General features: G+C 55.7%; 13 protein-coding genes. 7 read left to right on the top strand and 6 right to left on the bottom strand.

All coding sequences use genetic code 11. The features are described from left to right. Window positions 1-34: 34 nt before the first annotated feature. Window positions 35-1,696 carry an HTH-type transcriptional regulator SgrR gene (gene sgrR, locus ACL2XO_RS22450; protein ID WP_413725484.1) on the bottom strand — a complete coding sequence of 554 codons (1,662 nt, stop codon included), beginning with the start codon at window positions 1,694-1,696 and terminating at the stop codon, window positions 35-37. Between the two features lie 108 nt (window positions 1,697-1,804). Here sgrR and sgrT point away from each other — a divergent pair, with 108 nt between their 5' ends. Then, window positions 1,805-1,972: a glucose uptake inhibitor SgrT gene (gene sgrT, locus ACL2XO_RS22445; protein WP_132925947.1), complete on the top strand. Its 168-nt coding sequence runs from the start codon at window positions 1,805-1,807 to the stop codon at window positions 1,970-1,972. Window positions 1,973-2,415: 443 nt separating this feature from the next. Here the strand turns inward: sgrT and leuD are convergent, their stop codons facing one another. The 4 genes from leuD to leuA are packed head-to-tail and all read right to left on the bottom strand — an operon-like array spanning window position 2,416 to window position 7,109. Then, window positions 2,416-3,018 carry a 3-isopropylmalate dehydratase small subunit gene (gene leuD / locus ACL2XO_RS22440; RefSeq protein ID WP_413725482.1) on the bottom strand — a complete coding sequence of 201 codons (603 nt, stop codon included), beginning with the start codon at window positions 3,016-3,018 and terminating at the stop codon, window positions 2,416-2,418. Window positions 3,019-3,031: 13 nt separating this feature from the next. Next, entirely contained in the window at window positions 3,032-4,432 is a 1,401-nt protein-coding gene (leuC, locus tag ACL2XO_RS22435; RefSeq protein WP_132925951.1) for a 3-isopropylmalate dehydratase large subunit, read from the bottom strand. Between the two features lie 5 nt (window positions 4,433-4,437). Continuing rightward, entirely contained in the window at window positions 4,438-5,529 is a 1,092-nt protein-coding gene (leuB, locus tag ACL2XO_RS22430; RefSeq protein ID WP_203523896.1) for a 3-isopropylmalate dehydrogenase, read from the bottom strand. A 2-nt stretch (window positions 5,530-5,531) separates the two neighbouring features. Continuing rightward, window positions 5,532-7,109: a 2-isopropylmalate synthase gene (gene leuA, locus ACL2XO_RS22425; RefSeq protein WP_132925955.1), complete on the bottom strand. Its 1,578-nt coding sequence runs from the start codon at window positions 7,107-7,109 to the stop codon at window positions 5,532-5,534. A gap of 593 nt (window positions 7,110-7,702) precedes the next feature. Between leuA and ilvI the strand changes: the two genes are divergently transcribed. The 3 genes from ilvI (at window position 7,703) to cra (ending at window position 11,118) form a co-directional block, all read left to right on the top strand. Further along, complete coding sequence (ilvI, locus tag ACL2XO_RS22420; RefSeq protein ID WP_132925957.1) at window positions 7,703-9,421, top strand: acetolactate synthase 3 large subunit; 1,719 nt, start codon at window positions 7,703-7,705, stop codon at window positions 9,419-9,421. Window positions 9,422-9,423: 2 nt separating this feature from the next. Beyond that, the gene (gene ilvN, locus ACL2XO_RS22415; protein ID WP_165934232.1) at window positions 9,424-9,921 is read left to right on the top strand and encodes an acetolactate synthase small subunit; all 498 of its coding nucleotides are present in this window, start codon (window positions 9,424-9,426) and stop codon (window positions 9,919-9,921) included. Window positions 9,922-10,113: 192 nt separating this feature from the next. Then, complete coding sequence (gene cra / locus ACL2XO_RS22410; protein ID WP_203523895.1) at window positions 10,114-11,118, top strand: catabolite repressor/activator; 1,005 nt, start codon at window positions 10,114-10,116, stop codon at window positions 11,116-11,118. Window positions 11,119-11,170: 52 nt separating this feature from the next. Here the strand turns inward: cra and ACL2XO_RS22405 are convergent, their stop codons facing one another. Continuing rightward, on the bottom strand, window positions 11,171-11,614 hold the full coding sequence (locus ACL2XO_RS22405) for an L-alanine exporter AlaE (RefSeq protein ID WP_132925961.1): 444 nt from the start codon (window positions 11,612-11,614) through the stop codon (window positions 11,171-11,173). A gap of 860 nt (window positions 11,615-12,474) precedes the next feature. Between ACL2XO_RS22405 and mraZ the strand changes: the two genes are divergently transcribed. The 3 genes from mraZ to ftsL are packed head-to-tail and all read left to right on the top strand — an operon-like array spanning window position 12,475 to window position 14,194. Then, on the top strand, window positions 12,475-12,933 hold the full coding sequence (gene mraZ, locus ACL2XO_RS22400) for a division/cell wall cluster transcriptional repressor MraZ (RefSeq protein WP_132925963.1): 459 nt from the start codon (window positions 12,475-12,477) through the stop codon (window positions 12,931-12,933). A 2-nt stretch (window positions 12,934-12,935) separates the two neighbouring features. After that, a complete protein-coding gene (gene rsmH / locus ACL2XO_RS22395; protein WP_413725480.1) occupies window positions 12,936-13,877 on the top strand; it encodes a 16S rRNA (cytosine(1402)-N(4))-methyltransferase RsmH in 942 nt (313 codons plus the stop codon). After that, on the top strand, window positions 13,874-14,194 hold the full coding sequence (ftsL, locus tag ACL2XO_RS22390) for a cell division protein FtsL (protein WP_132925967.1): 321 nt from the start codon (window positions 13,874-13,876) through the stop codon (window positions 14,192-14,194). Before rsmH ends, ftsL begins: the two co-directional genes overlap by 4 nt. The last annotated feature ends 7 nt before the right edge of the window (window positions 14,195-14,201 follow it).

Genomic DNA, 14,201 nt, shown 5'->3' with positions numbered 1-14,201 from the left:
CATTGTAATGGGTTTGTTCGCCTCTTGACAGCGTTTAGGAATCCGGCGGCGCAAACCAGGCGGATTTGAAATCGAACCAGCCGAGGGCATTCATGCGCACGCCGCGCATGCTGCGTTGCCCTTGCAATATCATCCGGTGGTGAAACAGAGGGTGCAGGCGATAATCGGTGACCAGCGCGCTGCACCACTCCGCCAGCGGTAATTGCCGGCTGCGCCAGGTTTGCGCTATCCGGGCGAAATCAGTTTGCAGGCAGTGATGCAGTAACGGCATTTCATAGAAGGTCGCGAACAGCGAGAATTCCAGCGGCGGGGAGAAGTTGGCGCTGCCAAGCCAAATGTCGCTCTGCGCCGCGCCCTGATGCCAGGCTTCGTAGTTCAGGGTGTTGACGGTCAACTGGATATCCAGTCGCGCCAGGACCTCGGTCAAGGCGCGGCATAAATCATCAAATTCGGAATGAGCGTGGTAAACCGTCAGCCTGAGATGGGTCAGTCCCGACGGTTTCGGGCGCGCCTCGGCGACCTTGTTGTGGTGCCAGCGCGGCAGGATACCGTAGGCCGGCGACCAGTAGTGCTGATAGGCCGGTCCGGCCTGCACCAGCATGGATATCGGGTCGATGTTTTCGCAGAGCCAGCGGCGATGTTCCGGGTTTTGCATCAGCGGCGAGCGCTGGTCGAACAGAATAAAATAGCAGCCGTCCCCCAGGCGGGTTTCCAGCTCATCATGGCCGCTGTCGTCCCCTTGCAGTTGCACCCCTGAGTAGGTCAGCTCAGCGGTAAGATCCGGCAATACCCAGATATTCACCTCATCAATCAGCGCTCGATAGCCGAAATAGTCATCAAAAGCCCGGATTTTCAGCTGGCTCGGGCCATTGTTGACCACGGCATAGGGCCCGGTGCCGATGGGACGTCGGGTAAAATCAGGTAATGTTTGCCACTCCTGCGGCAAGATCATGGCCGATACGCTGCTCAGTAGCCAGGGCAGCCATTCGTCCGGCGCGGACAGGGTGATATCAACGGTATTGGCGGTGGCCGAGCTGACGCTATCCAGATGGCTGAACAGCGGCTGGTCTTTCAGGCGCAGCAGCGACAGGCGCACATCGTCGGTGGTCAGCTCGCGTCCATGATGAAAATGAATGGCCGGGCGCAGATAAAAACGCCAATGGAGCGCCGAGACCCGCTGCCAATGGTGGGCCAGATCCGGCTCCAGTTCCCCATTTTCCTCATTTATCCGGGTCAGGCCGCTGAAAATCTGCCGTACCACATGGTTCTCCGAGCGGCGCAGCGGCGTGCCGGGCAGCAAATTTTGCAGTGAACGATAGTAGAGGACCCGCAGAATATGCTTGCCTTGCCGGAAGCTGCGGCCCACATGGGACAACAGCATCTGGCGCACTACATCTTTGTCCCCCACCAATTGCACCAACTGGTCGATGCGATCCTGCTCCAGCAGGTCTTCGGCCCGCTGCTGTTGCAACGCCAGGCCGGTATAAAGAAACCGGAGATGTGAGTGTTTGCCGCGTCCGGCCTGGGAACGCCACTCCAGCCAGCCCATATCCTGCATCGCTTTCAGCAAGGAACGGACATGGCGCCGAGAGCAGCTGAGCACCAGCGCCAAATCCTGCAGAGTGGTCTCTTGCTCCTGCCCCTGGCAGCTTTGCCACAGGCGGATAAATTGCTGATGCAAGCGGGATGAAGTCATAAAAGAGGAACTCTCCTTCGAAAGCCGTCTATTTTTCTTCCGCTATAATAAGCCGATAATGCTTTTGTCGAAAGGGGAGCATCGAATGGAGGCGACGGGGGCAAACAGATGAAAAAAACGACGTTACGACGATTCTATCAATGTTATCTGCGTGCCATCGGTAAAGGCGGTCGCCCTGATAAGGCTTTAAGCGCAGCAAGGATGGCGCTGTTATTACAGGTAACCCAGTGGCACATCGATAAGATGTCGGAAAACGAATACCAGCACTGGATATAATATTCTATGAATAGAGTATCCATGGTATGGAGCAATAAAAAGGATTTTGCTGCTTTGATAAACGTAAGCTTGTGAGTATTGGTGAAATTAACCAGCCGGGAAGCGAAAGCTTGCCGGTTTTTTTAATGTCAGGGGGGTAAAAGTATCTCAGAGGCGGGTGAAGATATTTATATATATTTAATTTAAAGGTTTTTTGTGAAAAAATTTATGAGGCTTCAGCTATAAAATACTTAAACGCAGCCTCGAATAGCCCGTATCGATTGGCGCACCGAGAAGAGCCAATTGGCGTCATGTCCCAGATATTAAGGTCAGCCTGCCAATAAAACGGGCTCTGTATCCTCTTCCCAGCAAATAAAAGCCGGAGAGTAAAACTCCCCGGCTTGCAACAGAATGTCAGACGACGGAAGGACCGGTGTCTTAAACACGGTGAAAAACACTACAGGCTAGTGCAGAAACACCGGCTGCTTGGCTTCGTACTCGGTAATGGCGGTCTCGTGCTGCAGCGTCAGGCCGATGCTGTCGAGGCCGTTGATCATGCAATGACGGCGAAAAGCATCAATTTCGAACGGATAGGTTTTATCGCCGGCAATCACCTGCTGCCGTTCAAGATCCACGGTAAAGGTCGTGCCTTCTTGAGCGTTCACCAAAGTAAACAGCTCATCCACCTGTTCAGCGGGCAGGGCCACCGGCAGCAATTGGCTGCTAAAGCTGTTGCCGTAAAAAATATCGGCGAAGCTCGGGGCGATTACCACCTTGAAGCCATAATCGGTCAAAGCCCAGGGCGCATGTTCGCGGGAAGAGCCGCAGCCGAAGTTTTCCCGGGCCAGCAAGATACTGGCGCCGCGATAACGGGGCTTATTCAGCACAAAGTCGGGATTGGGCTGCTGGCCGGCATTATCGAGAAAACGCCAGTCGTTGAACAAGTGCTGGCCGAAGCCGGTGCGGGTGACTTTCTGCAAAAATTGCTTTGGAATGATGGCGTCGGTATCCACATTCGCGGCATCCAACGGCGCCACCAGTCCGGTATGTTGTGTAAATTTTGCCATGTTGCTGACTCCCTTAATTCAATTCGCGAATATCGGCAAAATGCCCGGTGACCGCCGCCGCCGCCGCCATGGCCGGACTCACCAGATGCGTGCGTCCGCCGCGGCCCTGGCGGCCTTCGAAATTACGATTGCTGGTGGATGCACACCGTTCGCCGGGGTTCAGGCGGTCATTGTTCATCGCCAGGCACATGGAACAGCCGGGCAGGCGCCATTCAAAACCGGCGTCGATAAACACTTTGTCCAGCCCTTCGGCTTCCGCCTGTGCCTTAACCGGACCGGAACCCGGCACCACGATGGCCTGCACGCCCGGGGCCACCTGACGGCCTTTGGCGATGGCAGCCGCCGCGCGCAGATCCTCGATGCGGGAGTTGGTGCAAGATCCGATAAACACCTTGTCAATGGCCACGTCGGTCAGACGGATGCCCGGCTGCAAATCCATATAGGCCAGCGCCTTGGCGGCGGAGTTACGCTCCGCCGGATCGCTGAACGACTCCGGCGAGGGGATATTCTGATTGATGGCGATAACCTGGCCGGGGTTGGTGCCCCAGGTCACCTGCGGCGCGATATCTTCAGCGCTCAGGGTAACGATTTTGTCGAATACCGCGTCGTCATCGGAGCGCAAGGTCTTCCAATAGGCCACCGCCTGCGGCCAGCTATCGCCTTTCGGCGCAAACTGGCGGCCCTGCAGATAAGCGAAAGTGGTATCGTCGGGGGCCACCAGCCCGGCCTTGGCGCCCATTTCGATAGCCATATTGCACAGCGTCATGCGGCCTTCCATGCTCAGGGCGGTGATGGCGTCGCCACAGAATTCCACCACATGTCCGGTGCCGCCGGCGGAACCGATCTTGCCGATAACCGCCAATACAATATCCTTGGCGGTTATGCCTACGGCGGCCTTGCCGGTGACTTCCACTTTCATGGTCTTGGCGCGGCCCTGCTTCAGGGTCTGGGTGGCCAGCACATGTTCTACTTCCGAAGTGCCGATGCCGAAGGCCAACGCACCGAACGCCCCGTGGGTAGCGGTATGGGAGTCGCCGCAAACGATGGTCATGCCCGGCAGGGTCATGCCCTGTTCCGGGCCTATCACATGCACGATACCTTGGTAGGGATGGTTCAAATCGTAAAGCTGAACGCCGAACTCAGCACAGTTCTTGATCAGTTCCTGCATCTGGATGCGGGCCATTTCGCCGCTGGCGTTGATGTCACGGGTCTGGGTGGAGACATTGTGATCCATGGTGGCGAAGGTCTTGCCCGGCTGGCGTACCGGACGGCCCATGGCGCGCAATCCGTCGAATGCCTGGGGAGAAGTCACTTCGTGCACCAAATGGCGGTCAATGTATAACAATGGTGTTTCGTCCGGCGCCTGATAAACCACATGCGCATCATATAATTTTTGGTATAACGACTTGCCCATAATATTCATGCCCCTTGAGTAATATAACCGGCAATAATGGTACCCATTTCGTCGGTGCCGACCCCTTGGCCGTCGCCAGCCAAGTCCGCGGTACGGTGACCGGCGGCCAGCGCCCGGTTCACCGCTTGCTCGATGGCGTCGGCGGCGTCGTCCAGGCCCAGGCTGTAGCGCATCAACAGCGCGGCGGAAAGAATCTGCGCCACCGGATTGGCGATGTTTTTACCGGCGATATCCGGTGCGGAACCGCCGGCGGGTTCATATAAACCAAAGCCCTGGTCGTTCAGGCTGGCGGAAGGCAGCATGCCCATGGAGCCGGTGATCATGGCGCATTCATCCGATAAAATGTCGCCGAACAGATTTGAGCACAGCAGCACATCGAACTGCGAAGGATCTTTGATCAACTGCATGGTGGCGTTGTCGATATATAAGTGCGACAGGGCGACGTCGGGATAATCCTTCCCGACTTCGTTGACGATTTCCCGCCACATAATGGACGTTTGCAGCACATTGGCCTTGTCGATGGAGGTGACCTTGTGGCGACGCTTGCGGGCGGATTCAAAGGCGATACGGGCAATGCGCTCGATTTCGAAACGGTAGTACACTTCGGTATCGAAGGCGCGTTCATGCATGCCGCTGCCTTCGCGGCCTTTGGGCTGGCCGAAATAAATCCCGCCGGTGAGTTCCCGCACGCACAAAATATCGAAACCCCGGGCGGCAATGTCGGCGCGCAACGGGCAAAAAGCCTCCAATCCCGGATAAAGACGGGCCGGACGCAAATTGCTGAACAGTTTGAAGTGCTTGCGCAACGGCAATAACGCGCCGCGTTCCGGCTGCTCGGCCGGCGGCAGGTGTTCCCATTTCGGGCCGCCCACCGAGCCGAACAAAATGGCGTCGGCCTGCTCGCAGCCGGCGATGGTGACGTCGGGCAGCGGATTGCCGTGCCTGTCGATGGCCGCGCCGCCCACATCGTATTCGCTGGTGGTAATCCGCAGCGCGAAACGTTCGCGCACCGCGGCTAAAATCTTATAGGCCTGCGCCATGACTTCCGGACCAATGCCGTCTCCCGGCAATACCGCAATATGATAGTTCTTGCTCATGTTTACACCGTTTCCTGATAATCCCGTTTATTGTTTTGTCCCTGCAGACGCTGCAGTTCGATTTCCACCTGCTGCGCCCGCCAGATATTGTTCATGACGTGCACCATGGCCTTGGCCGAGGACTCGATAATGTCGGTGGTCAAACCGACGCCGTGGAACCGGCGGCCCTGGTAATCCACCACGATATCCACCTGGCCCAGCGCATCCCGGCCGTGACCCTTGGCGGTCAGCTGGTATTTTTGCAGGGTGATGGAATAGCCGGTAATGCGGTTCAGCGCCTGGTATACCGCGTCCACCGGGCCGTTGCCGGTGGCGGCTTCCGCCGTGACCTCATCGCCGCAGGCCAGTTGTACCGAGGCGGTGGCGATATCATGGGAGCCGGACTGTACGCTAAAAGAGTCCAGGCGGAAATGCTCGGGCTCTTCCTGTTGCTTGCTGATAAAGGCCAACGCTTCCAAATCATAGTCGAACACCTGGCCCTTTTTATCCGCCAGTTTGAGGAAGGCGGCGTACAGCTCGTCCAGGTTATAATCCTGTTCCTGATAGCCCATTTCATGCATGCGGTGTTTCACCGCCGCGCGGCCGGAGCGCGAGGTCAGGTTCAGTTGCACCTCTTTCAAGCCGATGCTTTCCGGCGTCATGATTTCGTAGTTTTGCCGGTTTTTCAGCACCCCGTCCTGATGGATGCCGGAAGAGTGGGCAAAGGCGTTGGAGCCCACCACCGCCTTGTTGGCCGGGATCGGCATATTGCACAGCTGGCTGACGATTTGGCTGGTACGGTAAATTTCCTGATGGTTGATATTGGTGTGCACGCCCATGATGTCCTCGCGCACTTTAATGGCCATGATCACTTCTTCCAGCGCGGTGTTGCCGGCCCGTTCGCCGATGCCGTTCAGCGTGCCCTCCACCTGGCGCGCCCCGGCCTGTACCGCGGCGATAGAGTTGCCCGTCGCCATGCCTAAATCGTCATGGCAGTGTACGGAAATGATGGCTTTATCGATATTGGGCACACGCTGGAACAGAGAGGTAATGATGCCGCTGAATTGCAGGGGAGTGGTATAGCCGACGGTGTCCGGAATATTAATGGTGCGGGCGCCGGCGGTAATGGCCGCCTCGACGATCCGGCACAGATTATCAATGGGCGTGCGGCCGGCGTCTTCACAGGAGAACTCCACGTCGTCGGTATAGTTGCGCGCGCGTTTGACCGACTGCACCGCCATTTCCATCACCTGCTCGAAGCTGCGCTTGAGTTTGGATTCAATATGCAGGGTGGACGTCGCCAGGAAAACATGGATACGAAATGCCTCGGCAACCCGCAGCGCTTCGGCGGCGACGTCGATATCTTTCTCCACGCAGCGGGCCAGGCCGCAGACCCGGCTGTTTTTGATCTGCCGGGCGATGGTTTGTACCGATTCAAAATCCCCCGGCGAAGAGACCGGGAAGCCCACTTCCATGATATCGATGCCCATCCTTTCCAGCGCCAGGGCGATTTGCAATTTTTCCTTGACGCTGAGGCTGGCCTGCAACGCCTGTTCTCCGTCGCGCAGCGTGGTATCGAAAATAATAACTTGTTGGCTCATATCCTGTTCCTGTTTCGCTACTCTGGTTCGCAGTTCGGGGCGCATTGCGGGCATAAAAAAACCCGCGCAATGCGCGGGTTTTTATCTGGGACGTTTGAGTCAGTTCTAAACTCCGTGTACCAGCATACCGCGCATCAAGGGTGCGAGTAGTAGTAGGCTTAGTAGACGGGTAGAAACGAACATGTTATATCGGCGTCCAGGTCATGAATGGTTATTGGTATTTATTGGTACATGAATCGTTCTTCGATGTCAACATTTCATACATAATGCTTATTACCGGGGGACAAATGTCTTCCTTGGAGCGGCAATGTTAAGCTCCGTAATTGTTTACAGAGGCAGTGCCGGGAAGTCATTTTCGGAAATTTACCAGTTTAATCTGCCATTAACTCATCTTTGTGCGGAACTATATGTAATACATCATGGGCCGACAATATTTTTGGCAATTGCCTGGTTCATCAACAGGCGCTATCGTTACCGGTCATAAATTAATAATAAGCAGTCATTCAGGGTGTCATTACTGATAATTTCCCTGTGCCAAGCGACAGTCGGCATTGCCGCTGTCGCAGAACCTACGTAAGCCTGGAGGCAAACCCATGGAGATGTTGTCAGGAGCCGAGATGGTGGTCCGGTCGTTGATCGATCAGGGCGTTAAACATATATTCGGTTATCCCGGCGGGGCCGTATTGGATATTTACGATGCATTGCATACGGTCGGTGGGATTGAACATATTTTGGTGCGCCATGAGCAGGGCGCGGCTCATATGGCCGACGGCTATGCCCGCGCTACCGGCAAGGTGGGCGTGGTGCTGGTGACATCCGGACCCGGCGCCACCAATGCCATCACCGGTATTGCCACCGCCTATATGGACTCCATCCCGCTGGTGGTGATTTCCGGCCAGGTGGCAAGTCAGCTTATTGGTTATGACGCGTTCCAGGAATGCGACATGGTGGGCATCTCCCGCCCGGTGGTGAAACACAGTTACCTGGTGAAAAAGACCGAGGATATCCCCGGCGTGCTGAAAAAGGCTTTCTATCTGGCCTCCACCGGCCGCCCCGGACCGGTGGTGGTGGATTTGCCCAAGGATATCCTCAGCCCGGCGGTGAAATTGCCTTATCTCTATCCCGATTCGGTATCGATGCGCTCCTATAACCCCACCGTGCACGGCCATAAAGGGCAGATTCGCCGGGCGCTGCAAACCCTGCTGGCCGCCGAACGGCCGGTTATCTATACCGGCGGCGGGGCGATAACCTCAGGCTGTTACCAGGAGCTGCGCCAACTGGCGGAAAAGCTGAATATTCCGGTGGTAAGTTCGCTGATGGGCCTGGGCAGTTTTCCCGGTACCCACCGCCAAAGCCTCGGCATGCTGGGAATGCACGGCACCTATGAAGCGAATATGGCCATGCACCGGGCCGATGTGATCTTTGCCGTCGGCGTGCGTTTCGACGATCGCACCACCAATAATCTGCTGAAATACTGCCCCGATGCCCAGGTATTGCACATCGACGTGGACCCGGCGTCGATTTCCAAAACCGTGACGGCGGATATACCCATTGTCGGCGATGCCCGGCAGGTGCTGATTCAAATGCTGGAACAGCTGGATCAGAACGATAAACGGCAGCCCTTCGATGCGCTGCGCGACTGGTGGCAGGACATTGAGCAGTGGCGCGGCCGCCACTGTCTGAACTATGACCACCACAGCGGCAAAATCAAACCCCAGGCGGTGATTGAAACCCTGTATCGCCTCACCGGCGGCGACGCTTATGTGGCCTCCGATGTGGGACAGCACCAAATGTTCGCCGCGCTCTATTATCCGTTCGATAAACCCCGGCGCTGGATCAATTCCGGCGGCCTGGGCACCATGGGCTTCGGCCTGCCGGCAGCCCTGGGGGTGAAATTGGCCCTGCCCGAGGAAACGGTGATTTGCGTCACCGGCGACGGCAGCATCCAGATGAATATCCAGGAACTCTCAACCGCCTTGCAGTACGGATTACCGGTGGTAGTGGTGAGTTTGAACAACCGTTACCTGGGCATGGTCAAGCAGTGGCAGGATATGATCTATTCCGGGCGCCACTCCCAGTCCTATATGGAATCGCTGCCGGATTTCGTCAAACTGGCGGAAGCCTACGGTCATGTGGGGATTTCCATTCAAACGCCGGAAGAGCTGGAGCCAAAGCTTACCGCCGCCCTGGCGCAAAAGAATCGCCTGGTGTTCGTCGATGTAATGGTTGATGGTACGGAACATGTCTACCCCATGCAGATTCGCGGCGGCGGCATGGACGAAATGTGGTTAAGCAAAACGGAGAGGACGTGATTATGCGCCGGATTTTATCGGTATTATTGGAAAATGAATCGGGTGCTTTATCGCGGGTTATCGGTCTGTTTGCCCAGCGCGGTTATAATATCGAAAGCCTGACCGTGGCGCCTACCGACGATCCCACCCTGTCGCGCATGACCATCCAGACCATGGGCGATGCCAAGGTGCTTGAACAAATCGAGAAACAGCTGCACAAACTGGTGGACGTGCTGCGGGTCAGCGAACTGGGTCAAGGCGCGGGAACCCATGTGGAACGGGAAATCATGCTGGTGAAGGTGCAGGCAAGCGGCGGGATGCGCGAGGAAGTCAAACGCTGCGCCGATATATTCCGCGGGCAAATCGTGGATGTGACCCCCTCGCTGTATACCGTTCAGTTAACCGGCACCAGCGACAAACTGGACGCGTTTTTGGCCACTATTCGCGAGGTGGGGGAAATTGTCGAGGTAGCCCGTTCCGGCATCGTCGGTCTCTCCCGCGGCGACAAGGTGATGCGCTGATTGCCGGCCCGGGCGGCCCGCCCGGGTAACAGAGCCTCTCCATTCAGAGGCTTATCTTACTTCGGCTATCTCATCTCTTCCATTTACTTCTTAGCGTTTTCTGCTGATAGTTGTAGCATAGTTTAATTCCCCGATGGGATTATGGATATCTAAGGTAATTTTTAACCTTATCATCAGCGCAAAGGAGTCTCTGTGAAACTGGATGAAATCGCGCGCCTGGCTGGTGTTTCGCGCACAACCGCCAGTTATGTGATTAACGGCAAAGCGAAACAGTACCGCGTCAGCGATAAAACCGTGGAAAAGGTGATGGCGGTGGTGCGTGAGCATAACTACCATCCCAATGCGGTTGCCGCCGGCCTCAGGGCAGGTAGAACGCGCTCCATAGGTCTGGTCATCCCGGATCTGGAAAATACCAGTTATACCCGTATCGCCAATTATCTTGAGCGGCAGGCGCGCCAGCGCGGTTATCAACTGCTGATCGCCTGTTCCGAAGATCAGCCGGATAATGAGATGCGCTGCGTCGAACACCTGTTGCAACGGCAGGTGGATGCTATCATCGTCTCCACCGCCCTGCCGCCGGAACACCCCTTTTATCAACGCTGGGCCGATGACCCCTTTCCCATCGTGGCGTTGGATCGCGCCCTCGATCGCGAGCATTTTATCAGCGTGGTGGGTGCGGATCAGGAGGATGCGGAAATGCTGTCCCGGGAACTGCGCACGTTCCCCGGCAAGCAGGTGCTCTATCTCGGCGCGTTGCCGGAACTGTCGGTGAGTTTTTTACGCGAGCAAGGTTTCCGGCAGGGATGGGGTGACGATGCCCGGCAGCCCGATTACCTGTATGCCAACAGCTACGAACGTTCGTCCTCGGCGGCGCTGTTCAGCCATTATCTGGAAAGCCATCCGATGCCGCAGGCTATCTTCACCACCTCGTTTTCCCTGCTGCAGGGCGTCATGGACGTGACGCTAAAACGCAGCGGGCGTCTGCCGCCGGATCTGGCCATCGCCACCTTCGGTGATAACGAGCTGCTGGATTTCCTGGAATGCCCGGTGCTTGCGGTGGCGCAGCGCCACCGGGAAGTGGCGGAACGGGTGCTGGAACTGGTATTGGCAAGCCTGGATGAACCCCATCGGCCCAAACCCGGATTGACGCGTTTACGGCGCAGCCTTTTTCGGCGCGGTTCCCTTAGCCGCGCCTGAGACAGGGAAATAGTATTGACACCATGGCTCCGAAACGGGGGAGCCATGTGAATTAATTGACGTAACCCGCCACGTGGAACAGCCGGCGGCAATACTCGAGAAAATAGCCATAAGCCACGCCCAATATCATCGAACCGACGGCATTGGACGCCACGGCGGTCATCATTTGCTGCATATCCGCTCCCACCGACCAGAGAATAACGGCATAAACCGGTGACTGGAAACTGACATAGGCCAACAGGTCGGCGACATTGCGGGTCCAGAAAGAATCGGGACCGTAACGCCGGGCCAGACGAAGCGCCGCATCGCGGTACTGGCCGAACGGCCACGCAATGGCGATATTCACCGGTACCGAAACCAGCCGCGAGGAAAGGGACTGCTCCACGCTCATTCCCGACATCAAAATCTCGATAGCCATCCCGGCTATAAAACAATACACCACTAAAGCAAACGTATCGGCCGCAGCCATGCGTAAACGAGACGAACGGGAAAACATAGCAGGGCTCCAGAATAAAAAGTGGGCTAAATGTTTCAGATTTAACGATTAGCCAACATAGCGTATTATGATGCTTATTTAATATGATATAGGTTACATCACTGGATGTGTCTAGTTAACTAGTGATTTATCTTTATTTTTAACATTAAATTGGACCAATGCACTGGAAAAATATTTTTTTGGCGAGAAGCGGACTATTAACCTCGGCCTGGATGACAAAATCTATATTTTACATATAGTTATAAACATGGCATTTGCGACGGTACTTTTAGCTCGTGGTTAAACGCAAAGAGGGTAGGGGTATTTCTTCAAAGAAGGATCTTTTAGGATAATTCCGGTTTAATGGAATAAACGGTCTGGCAACAAATTAAAAAATGCAGAGAAAATCGCCAGCCGCAGACCTATTTTTGCGGCAAAAACGGGTTTTAATTTATACCGCCGGCATCGTTATATTTCGCTGACAATTTCATTTAGCGAAAAGTAACGGTTTTAAAAAAAACCTGATGTTAAACAAATCGGGCGCGTTTTGGGGTCAGATGCCGATTGAGCGCCTCGCCGCGGATGGCGTATAATCAGCCCGCCGGACGATCCGCACCCCATCGGGAGATGGGTTTTGGGATATATCACAAATTTACGTATTTTTTATCAGAATGCCCTCTTTATGAATATCATGATGTTATTTGTATACTTTTTTACCCTTCTTCAACTAATTCCCTTCAGAGTGTCTTATTTCATGCATAAATAATCCCCTTCTTGCTCTTTAGTAGCTTGACAATGTTTTAATACCATTCGTACACTCTTTTGCGTGGGAATAAGTGGGATAATGTGGTGAAAAGGGTTTTAGAGGGGTAAATCAGCATATGTTCCGTGGGGCAACGTTGGTTAATCTCGACAGCAAAGGCAGGCTCGCCGTGCCGACCCGTTACCGGGATAAGCTGATTGAGGAAACGGAGGGCTTGATGGTCTGCACCATTGACCTTCACCAACCATGCCTGTTGCTTTACCCGCTGCCTGAATGGGAAACCATTGAACAAAAGCTGTCGCGTCTGTCCAGTATGAATCCCGCCGAACGCCGTGTTCAGCGTTTGTTGCTGGGGCATGCCAGTGAATGTCAGATGGACGGCGCCGGTCGGTTGTTAATTGCGCAAACATTACGGCTGCATGCCGGACTTACCAAACAAGTGATGCTGGTCGGACAATTCAATAAGTTTGAGTTGTGGGATGAACAGACCTGGTATCAACAAGTCAAGGACGATATAGACGCTGAACTGTCGGCACAGGAACCGCTTTCTGTGCGACTACAAGACTTGTCTCTATAGCTATGGCAGAAACTTATCAACACACCACCGTCTTGCTGGATGAAGCGGTTAACGGCCTGAATATACGCCCCGATGGTATTTACATCGACGGCACCTTCGGGCGCGGTGGTCATTCACGTCTTATCCTGTCCCGCCTGGGCGCGGAAGGACGGCTGCTGGCTATCGATCGCGACCCGCAGGCCATTGAAGCCGCGCGTGCGCTGCAAGACACCCGGTTCAGCGCGATTCACGGCCCGTTTTCCGCTCTGGCCGAGTACATGGCCGAGCGGGAACTGACCGGACGCATAGACGGGATTCTGCTGGATTTGGGCGTCTCTTCCCCGCAGCTGGACGATCCGATGCGGGGATTCTCATTTATGCGCGACGGACCGCTGGATATGCGGATGGACACCACCCGCGGCCTGTCCGCCGCCGAATGGCTGCTGAAGGCGGACGCCGAAGACATCGCCTGGGTGTTGAAAACCTTCGGCGAGGAGCGGTTCGCCAAACGTATCGCCCAGGCCATCGTGGAAAAAAACCAGCAATCGCCGATGACCCGTACTCATGAACTGGCGGAGCTTATCTCCAATGCCAGTCCGTTTCGCGAAAAACATAAGCATCCGGCCACCCGGAGCTTCCAGGCGATTCGCATTTATATCAATAGCGAACTGGAAGAACTGGAACGGGCGCTGGATAGCGCCCTCGCCGTATTGGCCCCGGGCGGGCGCTTATCGGTGATCAGTTTCCATTCCCTGGAAGACCGGCTGGTTAAACGCTTCATACGCGATCATAGCCGCGGTCCGCAGGTGCCCGCCTATATGGCGTTGACGGAAACGCAGATTGCCGAACTGGGCAAACCGCAGTTGAAGGCCGCGGGCAAAATGCAGCCCTCGGAGGACGAGGTGGCGGGCAACCCGCGCGCGCGCAGTTCGGTGCTGCGCCTGGCGGAGAAACTGCCGGCATGATGGGCAACGAACGGCACGGGCTGATTGGCGTCATCGGTTCGGACCTGCTCCGCCATGCCAAGATACCGGTGATATTGCTGGTGGCGGTGCTGGTATCGGCTGTCCTGGTGGTGACGACCACGCACGAAACGCGCCGGCTGACCGCCCAGCGGGAACAGCTGGTCTTGGAGAGGGACGCGCTGGATATCGAATGGCGCAACCTGATCCTGGAAGAAAACGCCCTGGGGGACCACAGCCGGGTGGAACGTATAGCGACGGAAAAACTGAAGATGCAGCATGTGGATCCTGCACAGGAAAATATCGTGGTTCAACAATAACGAACGC

The sequence above is a fragment of the Sodalis sp. RH15 genome, assembly GCF_047324255.1.
Taxonomy (GTDB): domain Bacteria; phylum Pseudomonadota; class Gammaproteobacteria; order Enterobacterales; family Enterobacteriaceae; genus Acerihabitans; species Acerihabitans ligni.
Note: the sequence above shows the minus strand (reverse complement) of the source record. Positions and strands in the feature narration are given on the sequence as shown.

Bases quoted from the DNA above. Each gene is read 5' to 3' on its own strand.
- rsmH (WP_413725480.1), top strand. From the start codon at position 12,936: ATGGCAGAAACTTATCAACACACCACCGTCTTGCTGGATGAAGCGGTT.
- leuC (WP_132925951.1), bottom strand. From the start codon at position 4,432: ATGGGCAAGTCGTTATACCAAAAATTATATGATGCGCATGTGGTTTAT.
- leuD (WP_413725482.1), bottom strand. From the start codon at position 3,018: ATGGCAAAATTTACACAACATACCGGACTGGTGGCGCCGTTGGATGCC.
- ftsL (WP_132925967.1), top strand. From the start codon at position 13,874: ATGATGGGCAACGAACGGCACGGGCTGATTGGCGTCATCGGTTCGGAC.
- sgrT (WP_132925947.1), top strand. From the start codon at position 1,805: ATGAAAAAAACGACGTTACGACGATTCTATCAATGTTATCTGCGTGCC.
- ilvI (WP_132925957.1), top strand. From the start codon at position 7,703: ATGGAGATGTTGTCAGGAGCCGAGATGGTGGTCCGGTCGTTGATCGAT.
- sgrR (WP_413725484.1), bottom strand. From the start codon at position 1,696: ATGACTTCATCCCGCTTGCATCAGCAATTTATCCGCCTGTGGCAAAGC.
- mraZ (WP_132925963.1), top strand. From the start codon at position 12,475: ATGTTCCGTGGGGCAACGTTGGTTAATCTCGACAGCAAAGGCAGGCTC.
- leuA (WP_132925955.1), bottom strand. From the start codon at position 7,109: ATGAGCCAACAAGTTATTATTTTCGATACCACGCTGCGCGACGGAGAA.
- ilvN (WP_165934232.1), top strand. From the start codon at position 9,424: ATGCGCCGGATTTTATCGGTATTATTGGAAAATGAATCGGGTGCTTTA.
- ACL2XO_RS22405 (WP_132925961.1), bottom strand. From the start codon at position 11,614: ATGTTTTCCCGTTCGTCTCGTTTACGCATGGCTGCGGCCGATACGTTT.
- leuB (WP_203523896.1), bottom strand. From the start codon at position 5,529: ATGAGCAAGAACTATCATATTGCGGTATTGCCGGGAGACGGCATTGGT.